Below are 26,309 nucleotides of genomic sequence, written 5' to 3'. Positions count from 1 at the left end.
CCCGGCAGGGTGGCAGTTCAGCTTCTGCAGGATGGCAATTCAGCCCCGGCAGGATGGCAATTTTGCCCCGGGCCGGTAGAGCAGGGATTTTCTGCATTTTTATTTGAAAAAAATATCTGAAACATTTGATTATTTCAAAATAGATTGTATGTTTGTATCGAATATATGTTATAAAACATGTTTACAATCAACAACAACCTCAATAATAATGCTTTGAACAATAATCAGTTCAAATGCCCGGAGGTTGTATAGTGTAAAGAGGAACCAAAACCCTGAAATAAACACCTGACCCTCCGGAAAACCGGAGGGTTTTTTTTTGAAAAAAATGCAGAAATACAACATCAATAATAATAACAATAATAAATCTCCACCCGGCGGGATGGTTTACAGCTTTATTGTACCGGTCCGCCACCCCAGCGGGCCTTTTTTTATATCGAATTTAATATTTTAATAACCTTAATTTCAAACTATTAACTATGGAAACTCTACAGCAGCAACAAAGCATCCGGCTAACCGGCGGAATTGAAACCGAAAAAGCAATAGACCTGGTGAAAACAACTTTCTCTGATACCCTCTGCAGGGAACTGAACCTTACCCGTGTTGTCGCACCACTGATAGTGGCCGAGGACACCGGCATCAATGATGATCTTAACGGCATTGAACGGCCTGTGCAGATCAATATAAAAGATATGCAGTCCAAAAGAGTTACCGTGGTGCAGTCCCTTGCCAAATGGAAAAGGTACCGGCTGGCACAGCTTGGCGCAGAACCCGGCGAAGGAATTCTTACTGATATGAAAGCGCTCCGCCCTGATGAGGACCTCGGCCCACTTCACTCGGTCTACGTTGACCAATGGGACTGGGAGAAGGTTATCTCCGGGGAACAGAGACACCTCCTCTGCCTGAAAGATACCGTAAAGAGAATCTACAAAGCACTTGTTGCCACCGAGAAAGCTGTCGCGGAAAGGTATCAGGAGATCACACCCGTTCTGCCGCCCGGGATAAAGTTCATACATGCCGAGGACCTCTACCTGAAATACCCTGAACTCACTCCAAGGGAACGGGAAACCGAGGCAGCACGGGAATATGGTGCATTTTTTCTGACAGGTATCGGGGGAGACCTTCCCGGAGGCAACATTCATGACGGCAGGGCTCCCGACTATGATGACTGGAGCACACCGACCGGACAGCATTACAGGGGACTTAACGGCGATATCATTGTATGGAACCCGGTTACCGGATCAGCCTTCGAGATATCGTCAATGGGAATCCGCGTTGATGAAAGCGCACTTGTATACCAGCTAGAAAAGAGGAACTGCCTTGAGCGAAGGGAACTGATGTTTCACCGCATGCTGCTCGGCGGCAAGCTGCCTCAGACGATGGGCGGGGGAATAGGCCAGTCCCGCGTCTGCATGTTCATGCTGCGGAAAAGTCATATCGGACAGGTGCAGGCAAGCGTATGGCCTGAAACGATGACTGAAGAGCTGAAAAAGGAGAGCATCGACCTGATATAAAGGCGGGGCACACCCCGGTCAAATATTCCATAAAGCCTTGCAATCTGTTCAATTTTCATTTTCTTTGCCTGCAAAACTTTTTGATATGGAAGGGTTGACCGGGGTATTTTTCAGCATCCTTATACTCTGCATATTTTTACTGGCCGGTAAGCTGTTGCGAGTCAAAGTGAGGCTTTTCCAGGTAATTTTCCTTCCGGCATCAATAATAGGAGGGTTCCTGGCTCTTGCCTGTGGTCCCTATATGGCCGACATACTTCCGCCTTTCATTCTGGACACCTGGAGAGAGATACCCGGTATCCTCATAAACTTCGTCTTTGCAACCCTGTTCCTCGGAGTGGCCGTTCCCGGCCTCAGGATGCTCTGGTCGCAGGGAGGCAGCCAGCTTTGCTTCGGGATGATAGCGGGAACAGGCCAGTACTTCTTTGCACTGGTGGTTACGGTCCTGCTGCTTATTCCCTTTTTTGACGTGTCACCGGTATTTGCAACAATACTGGAAATAGGGTTTGCCGGCGGACACGGCACTGCAGCAGGGATGAGGCCGGTTTTTGAGCAGATGGGCTTCCCCGAGGGTTCCGACCTCGCGCAGATGTCCGCCACCGTGGGCATAATCATTGCGGTTGTCGGCGGCATATTCTACATCAATATTGCCATACGCAGGGGATATTGCGTCAACCTTGACAAGTCGAAGGGAATACCGGAGTACAAGAAGAGGGGACTTATACCGGAGAAGGAGCGGTTCCCGGTTGCACGGTCGACCGTTGCATCGGAATCAATAGAACCCCTCGCTTTCCACTTTGCAGTTACCTGTCTGGCCATTCTTGCGGGATGGCTGATGCTGGCGGGTGTCAGGCAGATTCATCCGGTAGTGAGCGGATTCCCGCTATTCCCGCTTGCGATGATAGGGGGCATGATAGTGCAGGCAATATCCATGCGCACCGGGGTGGACAAGTATTATGACCGCAGCACCTTTGAGCGGATCCTCGGGTTTTCGCTCGACATACTTGTTGTGGCTGCCATCGCATCGATCAGGCTTGACCTTTTCGTGGCCAACCTCTGGCCATTCCTCATCCTTATGGCTGTGGGGGTAGCCTGGCTCTTCTTCTGCCTTACGGTCCTGGCCCCCCGGATGTTCCCCTATAACTGGCTGGAACGCGGCGTGACCGAGTACGGTATGCAGAGCGGCGTGACGGCTATGGGACTTCTGCTGCTGAGGCTGGTGGATCCTAATTACCGGACAGATACGGCCCAGGCGTTCGGATTTAAACAGATGCTTTATGAGCCGTTCCTGGGAGGGGGACTGATAACGGCTACCGCGCCTTTCATTGTGATGAACCTGGGAGTATGGTGGTCGATGCTGACCGCTGCGATAATTATGATCGTTTTCATGTTTATATCGTATCTTAACGGATGGACAACCATGCGGCCCGTCAAAAAGGCAGACGGCAGCACAAAATGACCGCCAGTGAAGGAAACGGCAAAACTGATAGCAGCCATTAGATACCCTTTGATCTTCATTGCAGTATTATGGGGAATCAAAATTGCTGAAAATGTTGCAGGCATAAGGCTTACCGTTCTGGGTGTTTACCCCCTTCACGTAAAGGGACTCCCGGGTATACTCTTTTCACCCCTGATCCACAACGATTATGTACACCTTTTTACCAATACAGGTCCCCTGCTGATACTGGGTACAGCGCTGTTCTATTTCTACAGGGTAATAGCCTTGAGGCTTACAGCGCTTGCCTGGCTGATGACAGGACTCTGGGTGTGGTTCGGAGGCAGGGAAGCCTGGCACATAGGATCGAGCGGACTCATTTATGCAATGGCCTCATTTCTTTTCATAAGCGGCTTCATAAGAAAAAGCATTGAACTTATGGCGCTTTCCTTTATCGTTGTATTTTTGTACGGAGGGATGATATGGGGAGTGTTCCCCCTGAGAGAAGGGGTGTCATGGGAATCGCACCTTTTGGGAGCAATAGCGGGAATAGTTCTTGCAGTATATTACAGGCATGAGGGTCCCCAACGAAAAAAGTACTCATGGGAGATTGAAGAGGAGGAAGAAATGCCGCAAGAAGCGGAGGAACAAGAGTTGGATGAAACCCGGCAAGATGATCAGTAGTCCCCCGCCAATCACAGTCCGTTATGAATGCTTCACACTACTATAATATCCTTGGCCTGCCCGAAAATGCTGGTATACGGGAGATAAAAAACGCTTTCCGCCGAAAGGCAAAGGCGTATCACCCCGATATCAATAAGGAAGAAGGGGCACATGAAAAATTTGTCTATATCAACGAGGCATATACATACCTCATGAACCTGCATGAGGGCGGTGCTGCGGGTGCAGTAACCGGTGACGAACAGGATGAGCATTACAGGCAATGGGTTCAGTATGAAAGGGAAAAGGCACGCAGAAGGGCTGCTAAGAGAGCGAGAATGCGCTACGAGGAGTTCAGAAGATCTTCAATCTACCGTACTACAAGCATGCTTTCGCATATGCTCGATATTTTCCTTCTCGCACTTGGGATGTTCATAATTATCGCTGCCGCCGTAGGACTTTACAACCAGGGGCTTTACATTGAGGATAACGGTGATGAGGTGCTTAATATAACAGGTATTGTTGCCGACATAATTATCACTATGGCCGGAATACTGTTTATAACCATCTCGTGGAGTAACATCAAATCATATCGTAAAAGATCAAGGAAACACTTCAGAAAAACTAATTAACCAATGCCGGGACGAAAGAAACCGATATGCCTGAAAAGGCCGCTCCTGTTGCTCGATAAAGACAAGTGCATCAAGAATATAAGGTTCATGGCCGGAAAGGCCGCAGGACATAACCTCCTGCTCCGCCCCCACTTCAAGACCCACCAGTCACTTATAACAGGCGAATGGTTCAGGGACGAGGGCACTGACAGGATAACCGTCTCGTCAATGGTGATGGCGCACTATTTCGGAACGAACGGCTGGGATGACATCTGTGTCGCGTTCCCTTTCAATATACATGAGACAGACGAGGCTGCCACGCTCGCAGAAAAGATCAGGCTCCACCTGACCGTTTGCTCGGCTGAAACACTCAGGTTTATTGAGAGCTCATCCATTGGTGAAATCGGGATTTACATAAAGACTGATACAGGGTACAACAGGACAGGAGCGGACTGGGATGATACCGGTTCAATTGAGGAGATGCTTGAGATAATAGACCGCAGCAGCAAGCTTGACTTTACCGGCTTCATGGTGCACAACGGCCACACCTACCATGTGCGGGGCCATGATGAAGTTGAACGGATACACCGGGAAAGCGCTGACAGGCTTTGCGTGCTAAGAAATAAATTCGCAGAACCTTACGGGCCCTTCCTTATATCCTCGGGTGACACCCCCTCCTGCTCCATGTTGTCGGACTTTGAAGGAATTGACGAGATAAGGCCGGGGAACTACGTATTTTACGATCTCACCCAGATGCATATAGGCGCCTGCAAACCCGACGACATAGCTGTTGCACTGGCTGTACCGGTGGTCGCGAAACACCCGGGAAGGAACGAGCTGGTGGTATACGGCGGTGCCGTGCACCTGTCAAAAGAGTCCCTGGTGCTGGAGGATGGCACAAGGGTTTGGGGACAGGTGGCAGAAACCGACCTCTCATCCTGGTCGGCTCCCGTACCCGGCACCTGGGTCACCAAAGTATCCCAGGAACATGGTGTAATCAGATGCAGCGAGAGCTTTTTCAAAAGAACAGGGCCGGGTGATATTATTGCAATACTGCCGGTACACAGCTGTCTGACAGCCGATCTGATGGGCGGCTACACCACCACCGGCGGCACCAGGATCGACCACCTTTCGGGATACCAGAAGTAAAAACCGGTTTTTAGTATATTTACATTCTCACAAAAGGAGTCCGCGTCATGCCTATACACTATATATCAGCCAGATACCTCTTCACAGCAGGTTTGTTGTTCCTTTACATATGTATCTCCTGCACCCGGGCAGAGCCTGAAATAACTGTTGAAGAGCTCAGGCAGCATATTGAGTACCTGGCTTCGGAAGAGCTCGGAGGCAGATATCCGGGAACAGAAGGAGACAGGCTGGCGGCAGAATACATCAGGAACCAGTTCAGAAGAAGCGGACTCACACTGGAAGCTGATGACGGCTACCAGTATTTTTCGGTAACCACCGGTGTGACTGCAGGCGAAGGAAACAGTCTCAATATCGACGGATATGAAGCCCTTCAAGGTACGGATTTCGCACCAGTGTCATTTTCAGCTAACGCTGCTGCATCGGCCGAAGTGGTATTTTGCGGATATGGCTTCTCTGACGGCAACGGCGACATATCCTGGGATGATTATAAAGAGGTTGACACTGACGGCAAATGGGTGATGGTACTCCGGGGAGATCCCGAGCCGGATGACCCGAGCAGCATATTTGCAACCCGGAGCAATGACCGTTTCAAGGCCTACCAGGCTGCCGAAAATGGCGCTGCCGGGATAATGCTTGTGTCTGGAATCAAATATTCAGGCGATGATGTTCTGGACAATTCAGGAACCCACCAGGGCCGTGTCAGCATACCCGTGATCCAGGTTACCAGGCATGCAGCAGATATGATACTTTCCGGCTCACAAACAACGGTTGAGGAACTGGAAGGTAAGCTTCTGGAGAGTATGCAGCCCTTTTCTTTCAGCACGGGAACGACTGTAACGGCATCGACCGACCTGCTTGTTGATGATGCCACAACAATGAACATAATTGCAAGCCTGGAGGGCAGCGATCCCCTCCTTAAAAATGAATATATAGTGATTGGCGCCCATTATGACCATCTCGGCACAGGGGGGGAAGGAACCGGCAGCAGGTCGCCCGGAACGGGAAAAGTACATCCCGGCGCCGATGACAACGCTTCGGGGGTGGCTGCGATGATTGAAATAGCAGAAAAACTTGCCTCCGGACAACGTCCCCGGCGAAGCTATATTTTCATTGCATTTGGTGCAGAAGAAAAGGGGCTCATAGGCTCATCACGGTTCATGGAAGACCCGGTGGTTGATAAAGAACAGATCACAGCAATGATAAACCTCGATATGGTTGGCAGGAAAAATGAGGAAGGGGTAGTGCAGATTGGCGGTGTCGGCTCCTCGGCCGGGGGTGAAGAGATAGTTAACAGCATTTCGGGCAGGTACGGTTTCAGTACCAGGCTTTCATATGAGGGATACGGGCCTTCTGACCACGCTTCATTTTACGCAAAGGATGTACCGGTATTTTTCGTCACAACAGGTGCCCATACCGAATACCATACTCCCGATGACAGGGCGGACCTTATCAATTATGGGGGACTTGAACAGGTTGCGCTCTTTGTACATGACCTGGCTGAAGAGCTGGGCAACAGGGACCGGAGACTTGCATTCACCGAAGCCGGGCCCAGGGTGCCGTCAGCGCCAAGACACGGTAACAGGCAGGTCAGCCTGGGGATCATGCCGGACTTCGCCTCGGTGGTGAGCGGGGGACTGCGGGCTGATATAGTATCACCCGGCAGGCCTGCTGACCTGGGCGGTATGAAGAACGGCGACATAATTACGGCGATCAACGGACAGCCGGTAGGCGATATTCACGAGTATATGTACCGTCTCAGCCAGCTAAGCCGGGGCGACATTATAAACGTAGAGGTACAGAGGGGAGATAAGCGGGAGATACTGATTATCCAGCTCTGAATTGTAAAAACAACAAACAGGCAAACCGCCTGAAAAGGTGTTATAATATTTTAACCAGGGAAATAATGAGCACAAAAACCAGGATGGGGCTATTGTGGGCCCTTACAATAGTAATTACAGTTGTATCAGCAATATACCAACGATCAACAGGCCCTACCAAGCCGGAGAGGATCACTGTAGAGTCAGGCGGTGAGGAGTACCGTTTCACTCTGAGAAGAAGCCACGTGGTTACCAGGGACTTTTTTATCAGGCTCGGGGATGCACCAGTGGGAATGGAAGGCAGGGTCCTGCACAGGCGTTACCCGACCAACGAAGAATGGCAGGCCACAAACCTGAGCAGGGATGGCGACAAGCTCGCCGCGCAGCTCCCCTTGCAGCCTCCGGCAGGATGGATTGAGTATTACCTGGTTCTTGAGCAGGATGGCAGGGAGATCTTTACCAATGAGGATGAACCGGTAAGATTAAGGTTCAGGGGTGACGTACCTGCCATATTCATGATACCGCACATACTATTCATGTTCGCCGCTATGCTGTTCTCAAACATTACCGGGATAATGGTAATATTCAGGCACCCGGGCTACCGTAAATACATTAGGTTCACATTCTGGACGTTGCTGGTTGGGGGACTGATAATGGGGCCGGTGATTCAGAAATATGCCTTCGGTGACTTCTGGACAGGATGGCCCTTCGGACAGGATCTGACTGACAACAAGACACTTGTCGCATTCCTTTTCTGGGCAGTGGCGTTCTATACCAACAGGAATGCTGCCAGGCCGAAACCGGTTTTCGCCCTGGTGGCATCTATAGTACTGCTGCTGGTATATTTCATACCTCACAGCATGATGGGTTCAATGCTTGACTACGAGACAGGAGAGGTTGTAACCGGTTTCCTTCAGGCGCCTTTATACCACCTGATCCACATCTGGTAAGCAAAAACCCCGCAGAAAGGAGCTTTCAGGGGAACAGGCAATATTTTTTTCGATAACATGCAGCATCCGGCAAACAAAACCGTCTTTATATCGGGTTAATGAAAAAGAGCAAATCTGTCTGGCAGAACATACACCAGGATCTGATAGACAATTGCAGAAAGGGTGACAGTAAGGCACAGTTTGAACTGTACAGGCTGTATTACAGAAACATGTACAATGTCAGCCTCAGAATAGTCAATGACACCCAGGAGGCGGAAGATATCATGCAGGAAGCGTTCTTTTCGGCATTTGAAAACATCGGGAGCTACAGCGGACAGGTAAGTTTCGGGGCATGGCTCAGGCGGATAGTGATAAACAGGTCGCTTGATGCCCTGAAGAAACGCAGGCTTGACCTGCAGAGCATTGACGAAGGACCTGACCCGGAAATTCCCGAAGACGCTGAGGCAGACAAGGAAAGAGCAGAGACGGTGTCTGCTGAAACGGAAAGGATACACCGGTGCATTAATCTGCTGCCGGATGGTTACAGGGTAATACTGAGCCTTTACCTGCTTGAAGGATATGACCATGAGGAGATAGCCGGAATTATGGGAATTACAGCATCCACCTCCCGGTCGCAGTATACAAGGGCAAAAAACAGGCTTGCAGAGATGCTTAAAAAAAGCAGAAGCGATGGACAATCTTGAGAAATATGTAAGGGAGAACAGCCGGGAGTTTGATATTGAGGAGCCTGCAAAAGGACACTTCGAAAGATTTGCCCTTAAGCTGGACCAGAGGCGCAGGTCCCGCTCATCCTTCAGATGGCGGTACATGCTCCAGGTAGCAGTGATAGCAGTGTTGGTCATTCTCTCCTCCCTTTGGATCTATGACAGGATTACAGGGCGTACACCGGAATACCATATGATAACCCTCTCTGACATATCGGGCGAGTACCGTGAGGCCGAATTGTATTACACAACCCTGATCAGCCGAAAGTATAATGAGATAAAATCTTTCGATTTTCAGGATGACACGCGCGAGCAGGAGGTACTTCTGAGGGAGCTGTCAGAGATGGATGCGGTTTACAGGTCGCTTCAGCAGGAACTCAATGCAGAAGGGGACAACCCCATGGTCATTAATGCCATGCTGAGGTATTACCAGCTCAAGCTTGAAATAATGAGCAGGATCATAGAACATCTTCAGGAAATAAAACAAGGTGATAACCAGACTACTGACGACCATGAAACAAGTCATGTATAGTCATAAAAAAAGTAAAAGATGAACTCATCAGCAATCAAAAAGCAGGTTCTGACGCTAATCATACTGGCTGGACTGGCAGCAACATCGTACGGGACGCAGGAAGCTGTCAGAAAATATGAAAAGCTTTTCCCTCTCACGGACAGGGCATCCCTGGAGATATCCAACAGGTACGGAAGTATTGATATAAGAAACTGGGACAGGGAGGAGATCTCTGTTGAGGTGCTGGTAAAGGTGACCCACGCCTCGCAGGAGACCGCCGACAGGCAGCTTTCACATATTTCCGTCAATTTCACCCAGGTCAATAACTCGGTTAGCGCCGTTACCACGATCGACCAGCGGATCAGCCGTCCCGGTTCACGATGGTTTTCATCGGGTGAGGACGGGCCGGGCATTACCATTGACTATATAGTATACGCACCGCGTGAGACTGATCTGAAAATATCCCACCGTTACGGCGATGTATTCGTCAACGAGGCAACCGGCCACACACTGATCGAACTATGGTACGGGAACCTTCAGGCCAACAAGATAATAAGGGACAACACCCGGCCGCTCAGTGAGATCACCCTTGCCTATTCGCCAAAAGCCACTATAAATGAGGCGCAGTGGCTCAAGGTGAACATGAGATACTCCGATCTTACAGTCGAGACCTGCAGGGCTCTTGTGGTCTCATCAAGATATTCAAAACTGAGGGTTGAGAGCGCCAGTTCAATAGTTTCCGAAGCGAACTACAGCGAGTATATCCTCGGCCGGATCAACAACTTTGTATCCGAGGGAGCATATACCAACTATTCCATCAACACACTATTAAATTCCCTGGATGTTGAATCACGTTACGGTAACGTAAGGGTTGACAATGTGCCGCCGGGCTTTTCGAAGGTGAGGTTTGTCGGCAGTTATGGCAATATGAGAATGGGACTGGACGAAAGGGCTTCATACAAGATCGAATCATCTGCCAGCTACGGTACCGTAACCATTCCCCAAAGCGAAAGGGTGAACCGCATATCCAGGGGACAGCAGTCCACTCTCTCCGGAAAGGTGGGAGATGATCCATCTCCGTCGGCAGTTATTGAGATAAATACACGTTACGGAAATGTAAACCTTAATCCGCGCCGGTAAACCTTAATCCGCGCCGGTAAACCTTTTCAATTTTTATTGAAATTCAATAATACTTTTTTAATTTAGTCCCCGCGGCTAGATCAACCCTTACCATAACCGGCCGCATTAACCGGTCGTTATATGTCAGCACAACCGCCCGCCTACAGGGACGAAGATAACCAGGCATTCAAAAGCCTTTTCGAACATTCATCTGATGCCATGGTAATGGTTGACGAAAGGGGTATTGTAACGGATGCCAACCGGGCTGTCTGTGCATTGGCTGAAGCCGGACCGGGCCTTTTTACCGGAACTCATTTTCTCAAACTTGTGCCTGAAAATGAGAAAGCTGCCCTGAAGAAGGTATCGGAGCGCTGGATCAATGGTGAAACTGAAAGTTTTGAAGGCACCTTGTGCCTGCCGGGTGGAAAAAGGGTACCTGCAGGTTTCCGGGGAAGAATTATCCGGCTATCGTCTGTCCCGGTCATACTCCTCACCTTCCGTTTGCAGGCAACTGGTAACGCCGGGGATGAGCGTATCAGGATAGAGAAATTATATTTTGAGAACCTGTTCATGGCTTCACCTGATGCAATTATACTCATCACCCCCGACGGGTTAGTAATTGACAGGAACAGGGCGACACTGGATCTTTTCATGATCCCGGCAACCAATCCCCACCGGAATATCCCTGCGATGGAGATGGTGGCTGAAAAGGATCATAACCGGGCTGGTAATTTTATCAGGAATGTGATCAACAAGGGATATATAAAAAACAAAACCTTTACACTGCTAAAACGAGACGGCTCCTGTTTCATGGCCGAGATATCGGCCAGTATGCTGAGAGATACGGAACAGCAACCCTCAAACATCGTAGTCATCATAAAGGATATAACCGAGAGGCTATTGTATGAAAGAAGGCTGGAGGAGGCCAAGGAGAAGGCCATTGAGTCCGACAAGCTCAAATCTGCCTTTCTCGCCAACATGTCACATGAGATACGGACACCCATGAATGCCATCATAGGTTTCTCCAAGCTGCTCAGCACCCACCAGTCCCCCGACACCGATAATTCAGAATATATAGAGATAATAAAGAATACGGGAAACACTCTTCTCAACCTGATTGACGATATAATAGACTTTGCAAGAATTGAGTCGGGAGAGGTACAGGTAAGCAAGACGGCCTGTGATATAAACAGGATAATGAAAGAGCTGCATTACTCATTCGAAAAGGAGAGACTCACAGACGTAGGACCCTGTATCAGTTTTGCTGTGAATATTCCTGACGGCACCGGTAATCTGACAATCCTGACCGACGACAACAGGTTCAGGCAGATATTCTCAAACCTCCTGAGTAATGCCTTGAAGTTCACGAAAAAAGGGAAGGTTGAGTTTGGTTACACCGTGAAAGAGAAGGATATTGTTTTTTACGTAAGCGATACCGGCATAGGGATCCCGGAGGACAAGCACCATGTGATCTTCGACCGCTTCAGGCGTCTTGATGCAGGTTCAAACAGAAAAACCGGCGGAACGGGACTGGGACTGGCAATTACCAGGAACCTGGTGTCATTGCTGGGAGGCCGGATATGGCTGGAATCTGCCGAGGGCAAAGGTTCAACGTTCTATTTTACCCTGCCTCTCCACAGGGTTGAAAACACGGCAGATCAAAACAATGAAACAAAAACAGATATGGACAGTTTTGACTGGAAAGACAAGGTTGTCCTGGTAGTCGAGGACAATGAGCTTAACTCCAGACTCCTCCAGAAAATGCTGGAGCCGACAGGCATAAAAATAATAACTGCAAAAGACGGCAGGCCAGCCATCGAGGAATGCCGCAACAATTCGAATATAGATCTGGTTCTAATGGATATACAGATGCCGGAAATGGATGGGTATGAGGCTACCAGGGAAATAAGGGCCATAAGGCCGGACCTGCCGGTTATAGCCCAGACAGCTTATGCCATGGCTGAAGAGAGGGAGAGGATCATAGAGGCAGGATGCAACGACTACCTGCCCAAACCGATAAGGCAGCGGGAACTGTTCCAGGTGCTCAGCAGGTACCTTAACGAATGACTAAAAGCAGCCGTAACCGGAAGCATCCTTATTGCCGGAGAGATTACTAAACCAAACAATAAGAATAACAACATGAAGAAACTGACGACCATCACACTTTCACTTGTTGCCCTGGCGGCCCTCATGCTGAGCGGATGCAACGGCGCAACTGAAACAGCCGGCCGGACTCCCGGCGATGTTCCCGAATACGTAATTGCCATCCACGGAGGTGCAGGAACACTGAGAAGGGACAGGATGACAGCAGAGCAGCAGGAAGAGTACACTGTCAGGCTCAATGAAGCGCTCGAAGCCGGTGAGGCAATCCTCAGGTCGGGAGGAACCAGTCTCGCGGCGGTACGTGCCGCCATCATGATAATGGAAGATTGCCCTCTTTTCAATGCCGGGAAGGGGGCAGTATTCACCAACCAGCTCAGGGTAGAGCTTGACGCCTCGGTCATGGACGGCAAGACACGCAATGCAGGGGCCATCGCGGGCGTGACCGACATCAGGAATCCCATTCTCGGGGCCATTGCCGTCATGGAAAATTCTCCACACGTGATGATGGCGGGATCAGGGGCTTCCGCTTTCGCGGAAGAGCAGGAGCTGGAAATTGTAGACAACAGCTATTTCCATACCGAAAGGAGACTGGATGCCGTAAAAAGGCAGATAGAAGCTGAGAAACAGGGCACCGTAGGCGCCGTGGCGCTGGACAGCCACGGTAACCTTGCTGCAGGTACATCAACGGGAGGCATGTCCAACAAGCGATATGGCCGCATAGGCGATTCGCCGGTAATCGGTGCAGGGACATGGGCTTGCAACAAAACCTGTGCAGTATCGGCCACCGGACACGGCGAATACTTCATAAGGAACGTTGTTTCCTACGACATTGCCGCCCTGATGGAATATTCAGGCATGAGCCTGCAGGATGCCGCAGACCATGTGATCAACAAGAAGCTTGTTGATGCCGGGGGAACCGGCGGTGTTGTGGCAGTCGACAGATACGGGAACGTTTCGATGCCCTTCAACACAGAGGGCATGTACAGAGGGTACGTCAAATCTACAGGCGAAAAGGAGATCCTTATCTTCAGGGACTGATATATAAGGGAATTGGTCAGCCTTTTACGGCGCCGGCTCCACCCGCTCCGTTGTTGACAACGCCTGTTACAGCGTCAACCACATCGTAGTTCCGGTTCACCAGCAGGTCTGCCTTCGGCTTAAGCGACATCACGTTGATGTGCTCCCTTTCCAGCACCTGCAGCCTGAATTCATCCTGGGGCTCTTTACCCCTCATGAGCTGCGACATCTTGGTCTCATGGTAAGTGAGCTCGATAAAGACCCTCAGGTCGACGTTTTCGGTGTTTATGGCATACAGTCCGTCGATCACCAGCAGGTGTATCTTCATGAAATCGGTTATCAGCTTGTCTATCTGGTCGGGTACGATATCGATGCACGGCATGATGGTCTCCCTGTTCTCCTTGAAATCTGCTATGTTACGGTTCACCAGGCTCCAGTCGTACTCATCGATTCCAACCGACTCGATGCCGTTAGTCATCCTCCACTCCTTTCTCAGCAGCGGAGGTACCAGGTAGTAGTTGTCGGTATGCAGCACCTTTACCCTGATGCCCTGTGCCTTGAGCGCCAGTGCAAGAGAATGTGACAGCTCGCTCTTGCCGGCACCCGATTCTCCCGATATCGCGACCACGTATTTGTAATCAGGGTCCTTCTCCTCTTTACTCTTCTTATCTGCAATGACCCTTTCCATTATCGCCTGTGCGGCGGACTTATGAAGGTCATTTATCAGCAATACGTCTCCCAGCATAGTATCTGTTAATGATTTACGGATTAATAAGTAACTTCAAGCTCCTCACCGGGAGCTATTTTGTAATCGGTGCCGGCAACCGTTATGGTCTCATCCGAATTGGAACTGCCTGCAGTGATCAATACCCGGCTGCCGGTTACCCTGACCGAAAAAATGTTCCGGCGAAAGCCGAATCTGAAGGAGAGTTCCCTCCAGTGACCGGGCAGCGCCGGATATATAACAATATTATCCCCCTGCAGGTTCAATCCGCCGAAAGCTGTCATGGCCATCAGCACCGTGCCGCCCATGACCCCGGCATGAATTCCCTCGGCCGTGGTGCCCCCCTGAATATCGGAATAGTCGCTCTTCAATGCTTCATCATACAATTCCCATGCCTTTGCTGAACGGCCTGTCAGAGAGGCAATATATGAGTGCACCACCCTGCTGAGGGTTGATCCGTGCGAACAGCGGCTGATGTAGTAATCATAGTTCTTCTCCAGGTAGTCATCCGGCAGGCTGTAGCCAAGCTCCTTTATAATTCCAGTCACCGCATCCTCCCCGATATTGTAGAAGCTCATCAGCAGGTCGGCCTGCTTGGACAGCTTGTAGTTGTCGGGCGACCTTCCCTCGGCCTTAAGCAGCCTGTCGAGCCTGTAAATATTGCCGTATTTTTCGCGATAGGCATCCCAGTCCAGCTCCTCAAGGTCGAAATACCCGTCAAACTGCGCGATGATGCCCTCATCAGAAATGACCAGGTTCATTTTCTTCACCTCGTCATGCCATTTCTGAAGCTCATCGCCTGTAAGGCCTGTCAGCTCAAGCACCCGGTCTTTGGCCTCTTTGTCCATGGCATCAAGCAGGTCGAACGCCCTCCTGAAGAGCCACACCACCATTATATTGGTATAGGCATTATCCTTCAGTCCCCCCTCCGCGGCTCCCGGCAGTTTCTCATGAAACTCATCGGGGCCCATCACTTTATGTATCTCATACCTGCCGGTCTTTTCGTTAAAGATAGTCTTGCTTGCCCAGAAGCGGCATATCTCAAGGAACATCTCAGCGCCGTAACCGGATATGAACTCCAGGTCACCCGTAATATTCCAGTAGGTCCATACATTGTACGCCACAGCAATGGATATGTGTCTCTGCATCGAGCTGTAGTCATCGCCCCACTCCCCCGACAGGGGATTAAGGTGGACCACCTGGGTCTCTTCAGATCCGTCACTGCCACTCTGCCAGGGGAACATGGCACCGTTATAACCGTGCTCGCGGGCGTAGTCGCGTGCCGCATCCAGCCTCCTGTAGCGGTACATCAGCACCGATCTTGCAACCTCCGGGAAATGGAGGCAGTAGAACGGGAGTATGTACAGTTCATCCCAGAATATATGCCCGCGGTAAGCCTCACCATGGAGTCCCCTTGCCGGGATACCAAAATCAATATCCACGTTGTGGGGAGAGGTGGCCACCATAAGGTGGTATATGTGCAATCTCAGAAGTTTCTGTGCCAGGCGGTCGCCTTCCAGCTCTATCCCGGTTTTTTCCCAGATCTTCCCCCAGGCCGATGAGCTGTTCTCAAGCAGGCTGTCGAATGATTCCAGTGAAGCAGCCCTGGTCCTCACGTATGAGAGCGGGTCGGGATGCAGTCCGTCAATGCTGTTGCAAAGGCATACCAGCTTTTCCACCTTTACCGTATCCCCCTCCTTCACATCAACGGTAAAGCTTGTATCGACCCGGCCCCTTGTAGTCTTATGGTTGAAAGAGGGGCCGATCTTTTTGCCGTTCAGATGGGACTTCAGCAGTGCCGCTTCGGCAATAACTATACCGCTCTGTTTTGTTTCGGCGCTGACCCACGACAGGGGTCCGTCGGCACCGCGCCGGTGTTTGTGGAGGTGATCCTGGTTAAGCTGCCTGTATCTTTTGACCCCGTCATTTATCACGTCAGCATTCATTCCCGACCTGATGGTTATCTTTGCAGAATAGTTGAGCGGTGTCACCGTATATTCGGCAGCCGCCAGGTAACGGTCATCCATACTTGCCATCCGCCGTGATTCGATCAGGGTCTCCCTCCCCTGCTCATCTTCTGCTACAAGTCTCCGCACAAGAAGTCCGTTACGCATATCCAGCGACCTCTCCATCTCCACTATTTCAGTCTTGTTGGGATTGAACCACCTTTCGCCCTCAATCCTGAAGGTCAGCAAAAGCCAGTCCGGTACATTCACAAAATCCTCGTTCACCACGGTCCTGTCGCCCACATCCGACTCCATCCTGTTAAAGCATCCGGCCATATAGGTGCCCGGATAGTTGACCGGGTTGGCATCAAGCTCCTCTATAGCCCCACGGGTCCCGAAATAACCGTTGCCAACCGTCATAAGCGCCTCGCGTGAACGCTCCCTCACCGGATCATAATCCCTGTAGTTCAGCTTCCACATATCCTCCCTGAGGCCGTGCCTGAACCACTCCTCTATGCCAGCCATACCCCCGATCTCCTCCAGGTCCTCCACCACAATGTCGGCACCGTTGTTACGAAGCTCCATTATATTGTCTTCCCGGGCCACGCCTAACACAAAACCAAAGTTGCCTTTACGGCCGGCCTGCACCCCCGATACGGCATCTTCAACCACTACCGACCGGTCATATGCCACGCCCAGGTTATCGGCAGCCACCGTAAAAATATCGGGTTCGGGCTTACCCTGCAGTCCCATTTCAGCAGAAACCACCCCGTCAACGCGCGTCTCAAAATACTCAAGGAGGTTGACCGACTCAAGCACAGGTTTACAGTTTTTGCTGGATGATGCCACCCCAAGCCTTATACCCGCATTCTTAAGCTCCTTTATCAGCTCAACGGTTGATTCGTATACTTTTGCACCTTCCCTTTCAAGTATCTCATTAAAAGCATCGTTTTTCCTGTTTCCCAGCCCGCAGCAGGTCTCCATCGAAGGATCATCATCCGGTGAACCGAATGGGATATCTATTCCCCGTGATTTAAGGAAAGATTCCACGCCTTTGTAACGGGGTTTACCGTCAACATACGGCAGGTAGTCGCCGGCATGTGTAAACTCCCTGAAAGGCTCGTTATCTCGCTTTTCCCTTTCCCGGAGGTAATCGTCAAACATATCCTTCCATGCCATGGCATGGGTAAGGGCAGTTTGTGTTACCACCCCGTCAAGATCAAAAATTACCGCATCAAAACTGTACTTTTGCATATATATTTTATAATTTAACAAGTTCATTACCCCTGTAACAGTCCGTCAAGTTACAGACAACTATGACCTTTAAAGGGTTAAAATAAAACATAATACAAAGAAAAACCAACACAACGGTGCAGATTGGCCCGGCTTAATATCATTTTTTTTCAACATCACTGTCAATGCACTGATAATCTTATAAAAACAGAGATATGAGCAAACTAATTATTGTTTCAAACAAACTGCCCTACGAGATCATCGAAAAGGATGGTAAGCCTGCGCTGACCGAGAAAACTGGAGGCATATCAGGAAGCCTCAATGCCTTTTCCAAGTACAGCCGGTGCATCTGGGCAGGATGGACCGGCAATGAGTCCGTCGAACTCGATAAGAAGGGTATGAAAGAGATACACCGTATGTACCGTGATAAGAACTGCCACCCCCTGGAATTGTCGTCCGAAGAGATAGACGATCACCATCACGGGTTCTGCAACCAGACCATCTGGCCGCTCTTCCATTATTTCCCGCAGTACAGCGATTTCAGTCCCCGCTACTGGGAAGCCTACCGCAGGGTCAATGAAAAATTTGCGGATACCGTTGCAGAGGAAGCCGGTGAGGGAGACAAGATATGGATACACGATTACCACCTGATGCTTCTTCCTGCGATGATCAGGAAAAGGAAACCGGACATATCGATCGGTTTCTTCATGCACATACCCTTCCCGTCATTCGAGGTAATGAGGATCTTCCCCTGGCGCCAGGAGCTTCTCGAAGGAATGCTCGGGGCCGACCTCATAGGGTTTCACACCTTCGACTATGAGAGGCATTTCATGAGCTGTGTAAGAAGGCTGCTGGGTTATGACAATATTCTCAATACTTTTAAGATAGATGAAAGGGTTGTCAAGATCGACAACTTTCCCATGGGTATTGATTTCGAAAGGATACGTAAGGATGTTGACGGTATCAAGTCTCCAAACGGCAGCAGAACGGATGGATTCGGGAGGCTTTTCGGCCGGAACGAAGGTGACAACGGCGACAGGAAGATTATCCTTTCGATCGACCGGCTCGACTATGCGAAGGGCATACCGCAGAGGCTTGAAGCATTCGAGGATTTCCTGTCACGTAACCCCGGTTACCTGGAAAAGGTCAGTCTTGCCCTGTTCGTTATCCCGTCAAGGGAGGTCGTCGCCGAATACCAGCAGCAGAGAAGGCTTGTGGAAGAGCTGGTAGGCCGTATAAACGGAGAGTTCGGAACCCTCAACTGGATGCCGGTGCTCTATTATTACCGGCCCGTAGCAAGGGAGGAGATGACAGAACTATACACTATATCTGATGTTGCACTTGTCACTCCCCTGCGCGACGGCATGAACCTTGTGGCAAAGGAGTACATTGCCGCCCGCACTGAAGGAACAGGAGTACTTATACTTAGCGAGATGGCAGGGGCGGCAAAAGAGATGAGCGAAGCAATACTGGTCAATCCCTACAGCAACCATGAGGTAGCCTCAGCCATTGGCGAAGCCCTGGCCATGGCGCCCGGTGAACAGAAAAAGAGGCTTGACACCCTGCAGAAAAGGCTGAAGGTATATAACGAGGACAAGTGGGCCGGCGATATACTGAACAGCCTCGAAAATGTCAAGGAGCTGCAGGCCACCAGTCTCACGAAAAAGGTCTCCAAAAACATCTCGGAAGAATTCTGCAAAAAATATTCGGATGCGGGCAACAGGGTAATCTTCCTCGATTATGACGGAACCCTGACCGGTTTTCACAATGATCCCCAGAAAGCGATGCCCGACGATGAGCTGTACTCCATCCTGAGGTCGCTTGTTGCCGACAAAAACAACCATGTGGTGATAATAAGCGGTAGGGACAAGGAGACCCTGGGTAAGTGGTTTGATGAGTTTGACGAAATAACATTCATTGCCGAGCATGGGGTATGGATCAGGGAGCAGGGAGAGGAGTGGTCGATGATAGAGCAGATAGACAAGGAGTGGATGGAGATAATAAGGCCCACCATCAGCTTTTACGTTGACCGGACGCCAAGATCGCTGCTTGAGGAGAAGAACTATTCCCTGGTGTGGCACTACCGCCATTCCGATCCCGACCTTGGGGAGATACGGTCGTGGGAACTCAAGGAGGAGCTGAGGGACCTGGTATCAAACCTCAATCTTGAGATCATGGACGGCGACAAGGTAATAGAGGTCAAGAACTCCGGTATCAACAAGGGCCGGGCCGCGGCTCAGCAGCTTGCAAAGCAGGAGTACGACTATATCATTGCAATTGGTGACGACTGGACCGACGAATACACTTTTGGAGCCATGCCCGGCGAGGCCATAACCATCAAGGTGGGCACCAAATCAACAAGGGCAAGGTACTACACCGATTCAGTCGAAAGTGTCAGGAAGCTGCTGAGGGACCTCGCAGGCAGCGGCAACGGGAAACAGGGATAAAGCCTTAAGCAATGCATTCATACCTGAAGAATCTCATAGCAGAAGGTGAAGGCCAGCATCTCGATTTCAAGTTCGAGATATCCGACTCAAAAAAGATCGCCCGCACCCTCTCGGCTTTTGCCAACACGGAAGGCGGCACCCTCCTTGTAGGCGTAAAGGATAACGGGAGGATAGCAGGAGTGCGTTCCGACGAGGAGTATTATATGCTGGAAGCAGCTGCAAAGTTGTATTGCAAGCCGGAGGTGGATTTCACAACCAGGCAGTGGCAGGCAGACGGCAGGACCGTTCTTGAAGTGAAGATAGAAAAGAGCAGCTCGCCGCCCCACTTTGCCCGTTCTGATGACAGAAAATGGCTGGCATATATCAGGGTCAGGGATGAGAACCTCCTTGCCAACCAGGTAATGATAAGGGTATGGAAAAGGCGCAGCCGCAGGGGAGGCACATTCGTAAGGTACTCGGAAACCGAAAAGATACTGTTTGATCACCTGAGGCAGAACGGGACCATATCGATGTCCACCTTCCAGCGGATTGCAAGGATCAACAACCGCAAAGCAGGCACCATCCTGGTCAACCTTATAGTGCTGGGGCTCATAGAACCCGCATTCGCAGACAAAAAGATAGTCTACAAAATGGTGCAGCAGTAGTTCCTTCAGTCAGCCCTGCCGGTGCGCACCACCCTTATAACCCCTGCCGGCCGGCCCGACACGGTAAGCCTGCAAAGATAGGCCCCGGGAGCAAGCAGAGAACCGTCAAACACCCTTTTGTAGCTCCCCTCAGCGAGAAAACCGCTGAAAACCCTCTTTACAACTCTTCCCTGCACGCACAGTATATCGACCGACACTTCGCCGGCCTCCTCAATCACAAAAGGGATAACCAGATCGCCTGAGAACGGGTTGGGATACCCCGGGAGAAGTCCCCCACCCCCAGCTCCATCCTCACCCCAACCAGGAGCCAGTCCGGGTAAATACAACGGTCCGGTAACCGACAGAGTCCCCTCACGTGCAACTCCCAGAACATGTTCACTGCAGCTTACGGTCAACCTGTTGAGAACAACCCTGAACTCCCCTGTCCACTCCCCCGTCTCAATAGTGAACCCTCCCAGAAGTCCCCCATAACGGTCCGCTCCCACCCCCTTCAGCACGAATGCTGCCTCAAGCATGTTCCCGTCCCTGTGCACGAATGACAGTATATCATCCTGTCCCTGTTGCGGAAACGCTCCGACGGACTGGTATTCGCCGCACAGAGCCGAAAAAGGGTCAGCTATATCCCACATGCCGTCAGGCATACCCTCCACGGCAACGCTGAAGGCCAGGCCGCGGACAGGCATCTGGCCCTCACCATACACACCTACCGTTACGGTGCCGTCATGATCGCCAGCATTCACCCGGAGCACCGAAAGCGGCACAGCGGTATCCTTGCTTCTCTTGGAGACGCTTTTACCGTAATGGAGTCCCACCATCACCAGGTCACGGTGGTCAACCACACCGTCGCCGTTGGTATCGGCCCATGTGGCAGCAGCAGGGATCCAGGCCTCGACGGTACGCGGCACGAACTGCGTGTTTTGCCAAACGGCCGGCGGACCGGCGGTCAGCCAGAAAGTCCCCAGCGGCAGCACATCATCGGCATTCACCACCCCGTCGTTATTGGCATCGCCGGGATAGACGGTAACCGTTGACGGATCGGCATTGATGCCGGTAATATAGACATCATCTATAAGATTCGTGCCCGACGACCCGGTGCTGTTCCCGCTTATGGACTCGTCAGATGTCATAGCCCACCTTATGAACAGGTTCTCCCGGTCCTCAGCCGCTGCAGGCAGCGGCAGCCTGTGGATCACCCCCGTGCTCCACGAGGACCCAACCTCAATGGAGCCCCCTTCGACGGCCACCCATTCGATGCCGTCAGGGCTGTATTCGACCGAGAAGAACCGGGGCCCGGTATTTGAACCGGACTGCCGCGAGGAGAGTTCAAGCATTGTAAAACCCATTGTCGATATTTCCGTAAACCAGTATTTTGACCCGTCACCACCATCGTGCCACCCTGTAGACCTGGCTGCATGGCCGCTGTAGCCCGATCCGAAACCGGTTATATTCGCCCCTGCAGCGCTGAACAGAGCCTCCCTGTTGGCAGGTACAGCTAAGGAGGGCATAAGCGACTCGCCATCGAAATCCCATCCGGCGATAACATACCTGTAGGGCGGCCCGGGCACGATCTCAAGTTCCCCGCAACTGCTCCCGTCGCCATCCCAGGCACCTCCCGTCCCGCCATACACAAACTCCTCACCGCACAGCGAAGCCCTTACCGCCACATACCATTGCTGGGCCGGCCTCATATAAGCTATTTCGGCCGAGAACCCAAGGTTCCCCTCGTCGTCCACCCCTATGAATTCAGCCCCGGTCCACATCTCCTCGTCCCATGTTGATGGATCGCTGCATACAGGGCTGACCCCTATTTCACATGCAGATATATCTTCCGCACCCAGTCCCGATGCAAACAGTGAGACACCGGCCGCGAACAGCTCACCCTCCTCTACCTGCACCACATCATCCATTTCAAGCAGGATATGCGACACCGTCGCGGCAATCACGGGCTCAACAGGAGATGAGACATCGGCGATCGTTGCAAGGCCGTCTTCATTAACAATAAAAAGTCCGGATATCGATATCGATGTTACTCCCGCATGCGCCCGCGGAGCAACCCTGAAGGTTACCTCCATTAACGGGCCTGAGGAGGGGTACTCAGCAGGCACGGTACGTGTTACCGATATCCCTGCCTTACCCTCCGCCAGCAACCCCCCGATTGCCAGTCCCCCTTCACACAGCAATCCGCCGGTTACGGAGATGAATTCAAGCACGGAAGCGTCGAAGAATATTTCCGCGAAAGCGGAATAAAAAGGGGCCTCCCAGTCAAGATGGAAGGTCAGAACCAGGTCATCACCAGCTGCAGGCGACAGGTCGGGTAAGGTAACGGACACCTGCACAGGTGGTTCGCCGTCCCCTGCTCCGTATGAGGCGGGCAGCAGGACCATGGCAATAGCCGCAGATAATATCAAATTCTTCATAACTGATGTTTTGTTTATATTAAGTTATGAAGAACCGGCGGCGAAAACAATATTTCGGAGCACGGAAATAATGAACGGTCGGAATTTACACCCGAGCGGTAAAAGGGGGAGAGCCCCCGGCCGGAAATGAGTCGCCGAATTGTGGCGCAGGAAGTGTGGTGCCGGCAGACTGGCGCGCCATCCGGATGCCCCCGCCCGGTCAGATCAGCGCGCCTCCCGGTTGCGCCCACCCCCGACGGCGACCCCGTCATCCGGTCAGATCAGTATAGCCAGGGCTATCAGCAGGTCGGTGCCTAGCACCGTCATCACATTGTTACCCATCGCGGTGACGATCTTTTTGCTGTCGTCATTATGCCTGATCGCTATAAAGCTGGCATTGAGCGCCAGCGGCAGCGGGATAAGCGCAAGGTATATCCACCGTGAGGCCATTCCGAGCATCGGGAGTGCAATGATGATGCCGAAAGCTATCAGCACACCGGCAGCATAGATATAGGCTGCGCCCTGTTTGCCGAACCTGATCACCAGGTGCCTGCGTCCGCCTTTGCGGTCAGCCTCCAGATCGGGAAACTCGTTGATAAGCAGCAACAGGGAGGTAAGAATACCGGGCGGTATCGATATCAGTATCAATTCGGAGGAGATGACCTGGGAAAGCGGCATCCCAGGCGTGGCTGTCATTGCTATATATGTACCTATCACCACGAAGCTCCCCAGGGTCAGTCCGCTCAGCAGCTCACCCAGCATCATTCTGGCCAGCAACGGTGTATAGAGCACAATTGTCAGTCCCCCGAAAACCGCGATCACCATGATGCTCCAGTGTGCCACCAGCGCGAAATAGATCCCTATTACCGACGCCACCGCAAGTGATGATATTGCGGCAATAAGCACCGAACCTGGTTTTATGCGTCCCGACGTCAGCATTCCGCTGCCGCCGCTGAACGGGCTTCGCACCGTATTGAAATCAATTCCTGTTTTATAATCGGAGTATTCGTTGAAAAGGTTTACCGAGATATGAGCCAGCACCACACCCACCGTTATCATTCCCGCATGCAGAAAGTTGAATTCGCCGCCAACCGACGGCAGGAATTTCCAGGTGATTGCCAGTCCGATCCCTACCAGTAAAACAGCCAGCACCAAAAAATTGGCCCTTATCTGGGCCATCCAGGCTGCAAAAGAAGACAACTGCTTTTCCATCTAATAACTATTTAATAATTAATGTTTTACAACCTTAATATTTAATGCCTTACAACCTTAATATTTAATGCCTTACAACCTTAATATTTTCAGGGCAAAATCCCTGCCCTCCCGGCGCAAGGCATATCACAATAATAACAAATTAAGGTATCGAAGTGTTTAAATACGCACAAATATAACAAGAAAGTCTGAAGTTCACCCGGCGGGTCACCTTTTGCACGGGCCGGGCCGATACGCGTCGACCAGCGGGTGAACCTTTGCACGGGCCGATACGCGTCGCCGGGCGGGTGAACCTTTGCACGGGCCGGGCCGATACGCGTCGACCAGCGGGTGAACCCCGCAGGGTTCTTTCACCCGTACCTCTCAATGTTCATATAGACCGGAAGCGGCTCCATGTTCATCCTGCGCAGGATCGCCGAGGTCTGCCCCAGGTTCCCGGTGAAACCCAGCAGGAAACCGCCCCCGCCCGAGCCGCAGAGCTTCAGCAGGTAGTCGCCCGAAACCAGTCCCCTCTCCCACACACCGGTAAACTCATCAGGGATCATTTCATGCATATTCTCCAGCTGGAACCGGGAGAGCGTGCCAAGCGCACTCCTGAACTTTCCGGCATCACCGCCCACCAGCGAGTCAATCGCATCATTCACAGACGGTATCATCACATCCCGTACCAGTCCCCCAAACACCTCCTCACGGCTCATACTGAGAAACCGTTCAACCAGGGGCCCCGTTTTGCCCGTCCGGCCGGTATCGACAAGAAAGACCGTCATACTCTCGCCACTCTCCGGTTCGGGTATTCCGACCAGGCTTACCTGCCTGTCCCGTCCCACCATCACCGGCCGCCCGAAATAGCAGTTCAGCGGATCCAGTCCCGAGCTCGTACCGTGAAAGAACGACTCCATGGCTGCAAATATCTTTTTGAGCCTGAGCAGATCATCGCCGCCTGCCGTGGAGCTGTTATCGATCCGCTCCACCGCATAGCGGTCATACAAGGCGGCCACCACCGCCCCCGAACTACCCAGTCCGTATCCCTCGGGAATATTAGACTCCAGGAATAATCCACGTCCCACATCCCTTCCCATTACATCCGCATCGATCACACCTTTCAGCCCTTCGCCCCCGCCGTCACGTTCAAGCCAGCCAAGGTACTCCTTCAGAAGTCCGTTCGACCGCACGGCCCTGTTATGGTCGGTGTACCTGCCCCTGTTAATAAAGCCCAGTCCCGCCGTAAAATGCCCGAAAGGCACCGCAAGCGCCATAGACCCTTCAATCACAGAGTACTCGCCAAACAGCAGTATCTTCGAATAATATACAGGCAGGCCCTCTTCGCCGTTTTCCGTTTTATACACAATTCATCGTTTTACAGGATTAACAAAATCGCGGTATGGCCCCTCACCGTTACGGTCATCTATCCACCTGCCGCCGGAGCAGAAATCCAGAAGCTGTTCATCAACAAGTTTTTTTACGCTTTCGCGGAAACGTAACGGATAGATAAGGTGCACGTTCGGGCCCGCGTCGAGTGTGAATGCCACCGGCACTCCGGTCTCCTCCCTGAACCGGCGCACCCTCTCAATGATATCGAGTGTGCCGGGCTTCATCAGGATATAGCCATCTGCCGAGGCCATCATCATGGCATGCAGGGTCATCGCCTCCTGCTCGACGATGGTTACAAATTCATCCATATCGCCGGCGGCAAGCACGTCAACCAGCCTTGCGGTGTTCCTTGCAGCCTGTTCATAGCGAACCGCGCTCCACGGGTTATTATCCATCATGGCATGTCCGCGGCTGCTCGATACCGGCTTGGGGCTCTCGTCCACTATCAGTATCGCATCGCCCATCTCCCTGAATTCTTCGTGAACACTGTCATTCAGGTGTACCGCAAACTCATCGGCCGACCACCCCACAGCATCGGTCCGCCCCCATAGCACGAACCCCGGGTAGACAGACCTCGAGGCGCTTCCCGATCCCAGGCGGGCAACGTATGAAGCCTTCCGCAGAAAGCTCTCATCATCAGAAGGCGACGCAGATATGACCCTCTCCAGGGATGTCAGGCAAAGCGCCAGGGCCGACATTGCCGATGCCGACGAGGCAATGCCCGATGAATGAGGGAAGCTGTTTGACGATTC

At 51.7% G+C, this 26,309-nt stretch carries 20 protein-coding genes; 14 read left to right on the top strand and 6 right to left on the bottom strand.

The annotated features are described in order from the left end of the window. The first annotated feature begins 476 nt into the window (after positions 1-476). The 12 genes from EA408_02935 (at position 477) to EA408_02880 (ending at position 13,605) form a co-directional block, all read left to right on the top strand. The gene (locus EA408_02935; GenBank protein TVR74396.1) at positions 477-1,511 is read left to right on the top strand and encodes an aspartate--ammonia ligase; all 1,035 of its coding nucleotides are present in this window, start codon (positions 477-479) and stop codon (positions 1,509-1,511) included. 85 nt (positions 1,512-1,596) lie between these two features. After that, positions 1,597-2,967: a sodium:glutamate symporter gene (locus EA408_02930; protein ID TVR74395.1), complete on the top strand. Its 1,371-nt coding sequence runs from the start codon at positions 1,597-1,599 to the stop codon at positions 2,965-2,967. A 6-nt stretch (positions 2,968-2,973) separates the two neighbouring features. Further along, positions 2,974-3,627, top strand: coding sequence for a rhomboid family intramembrane serine protease (locus tag EA408_02925; protein TVR74394.1), 654 nt, complete (start codon positions 2,974-2,976; stop codon positions 3,625-3,627). A gap of 23 nt (positions 3,628-3,650) precedes the next feature. After that, a complete protein-coding gene (locus EA408_02920; protein TVR74393.1) occupies positions 3,651-4,235 on the top strand; it encodes a hypothetical protein in 585 nt (194 codons plus the stop codon). A gap of 3 nt (positions 4,236-4,238) precedes the next feature. Then, positions 4,239-5,363 (top strand): alanine racemase, encoded by a 1,125-nt coding sequence (locus EA408_02915; protein ID TVR74392.1) that lies wholly within the window; start codon positions 4,239-4,241, stop codon positions 5,361-5,363. Positions 5,364-5,410: 47 nt separating this feature from the next. Beyond that, complete coding sequence (locus EA408_02910; GenBank protein ID TVR74391.1) at positions 5,411-7,201, top strand: M20/M25/M40 family metallo-hydrolase; 1,791 nt, start codon at positions 5,411-5,413, stop codon at positions 7,199-7,201. A 65-nt stretch (positions 7,202-7,266) separates the two neighbouring features. Continuing rightward, positions 7,267-8,130: a hypothetical protein gene (locus tag EA408_02905; protein TVR74390.1), complete on the top strand. Its 864-nt coding sequence runs from the start codon at positions 7,267-7,269 to the stop codon at positions 8,128-8,130. Positions 8,131-8,228: 98 nt separating this feature from the next. After that, a complete protein-coding gene (locus EA408_02900; GenBank protein ID TVR74389.1) occupies positions 8,229-8,813 on the top strand; it encodes an RNA polymerase sigma factor in 585 nt (194 codons plus the stop codon). Then, positions 8,800-9,366, top strand: a complete 567-nt coding sequence (locus tag EA408_02895; protein ID TVR74388.1) for a hypothetical protein — start codon at positions 8,800-8,802, stop codon at positions 9,364-9,366. Before EA408_02900 ends, EA408_02895 begins: the two co-directional genes overlap by 14 nt. A gap of 18 nt (positions 9,367-9,384) precedes the next feature. Next, on the top strand, positions 9,385-10,485 hold the full coding sequence (locus EA408_02890) for a hypothetical protein (protein TVR74387.1): 1,101 nt from the start codon (positions 9,385-9,387) through the stop codon (positions 10,483-10,485). A gap of 120 nt (positions 10,486-10,605) precedes the next feature. Beyond that, positions 10,606-12,531 (top strand): response regulator, encoded by a 1,926-nt coding sequence (locus EA408_02885; protein TVR74386.1) that lies wholly within the window; start codon positions 10,606-10,608, stop codon positions 12,529-12,531. A gap of 72 nt (positions 12,532-12,603) precedes the next feature. Then, positions 12,604-13,605, top strand: a complete 1,002-nt coding sequence (locus EA408_02880) for an isoaspartyl peptidase/L-asparaginase (protein ID TVR74385.1) — start codon at positions 12,604-12,606, stop codon at positions 13,603-13,605. A gap of 16 nt (positions 13,606-13,621) precedes the next feature. Here EA408_02880 and EA408_02875 read toward each other — a convergent pair whose 3' ends face one another. Together EA408_02875 and EA408_02870 are read right to left on the bottom strand one after the other, a co-directional pair. Continuing rightward, complete coding sequence (locus tag EA408_02875; GenBank protein ID TVR74384.1) at positions 13,622-14,329, bottom strand: uridine kinase; 708 nt, start codon at positions 14,327-14,329, stop codon at positions 13,622-13,624. Positions 14,330-14,352: 23 nt separating this feature from the next. Further along, entirely contained in the window at positions 14,353-17,535 is a 3,183-nt protein-coding gene (locus EA408_02870) for a beta-phosphoglucomutase family hydrolase (protein TVR74383.1), read from the bottom strand. A gap of 167 nt (positions 17,536-17,702) precedes the next feature. On the opposite strand from EA408_02870, the gene EA408_02865 reads away from it, so the two are divergent. Together EA408_02865 and EA408_02860 are read left to right on the top strand one after the other, a co-directional pair. Beyond that, positions 17,703-19,934, top strand: coding sequence for a bifunctional alpha,alpha-trehalose-phosphate synthase (UDP-forming)/trehalose-phosphatase (locus EA408_02865; protein TVR74382.1), 2,232 nt, complete (start codon positions 17,703-17,705; stop codon positions 19,932-19,934). Between the two features lie 11 nt (positions 19,935-19,945). After that, the gene (locus EA408_02860; protein TVR74381.1) at positions 19,946-20,578 is read left to right on the top strand and encodes an ATP-binding protein; all 633 of its coding nucleotides are present in this window, start codon (positions 19,946-19,948) and stop codon (positions 20,576-20,578) included. A 5-nt stretch (positions 20,579-20,583) separates the two neighbouring features. Here EA408_02860 and EA408_02855 read toward each other — a convergent pair whose 3' ends face one another. From EA408_02855 to EA408_02840, 4 genes are all read right to left on the bottom strand, one after another. Next, positions 20,584-22,962: a hypothetical protein gene (locus EA408_02855; protein TVR74380.1), complete on the bottom strand. Its 2,379-nt coding sequence runs from the start codon at positions 22,960-22,962 to the stop codon at positions 20,584-20,586. Positions 22,963-23,250: 288 nt separating this feature from the next. Further along, positions 23,251-24,186, bottom strand: coding sequence for a prenyltransferase (locus EA408_02850; GenBank protein ID TVR74379.1), 936 nt, complete (start codon positions 24,184-24,186; stop codon positions 23,251-23,253). Positions 24,187-24,536: 350 nt separating this feature from the next. Then, complete coding sequence (locus EA408_02845; protein ID TVR74378.1) at positions 24,537-25,532, bottom strand: mevalonate kinase; 996 nt, start codon at positions 25,530-25,532, stop codon at positions 24,537-24,539. A 3-nt stretch (positions 25,533-25,535) separates the two neighbouring features. After that, on the bottom strand, positions 25,536-26,309 hold a 774-nt coding region (locus EA408_02840; protein TVR74377.1), incomplete at its 5' end, for a diphosphomevalonate decarboxylase.

The sequence above is a fragment of the Marinilabiliales bacterium genome (genome assembly GCA_007695015.1).
GTDB lineage: Bacteria > Bacteroidota > Bacteroidia > Bacteroidales > PUMT01 > PXAP01.
The sequence above is the reverse complement of the archived record's forward strand: the minus strand, read 5'-3'. Positions and strand labels throughout refer to the sequence as shown.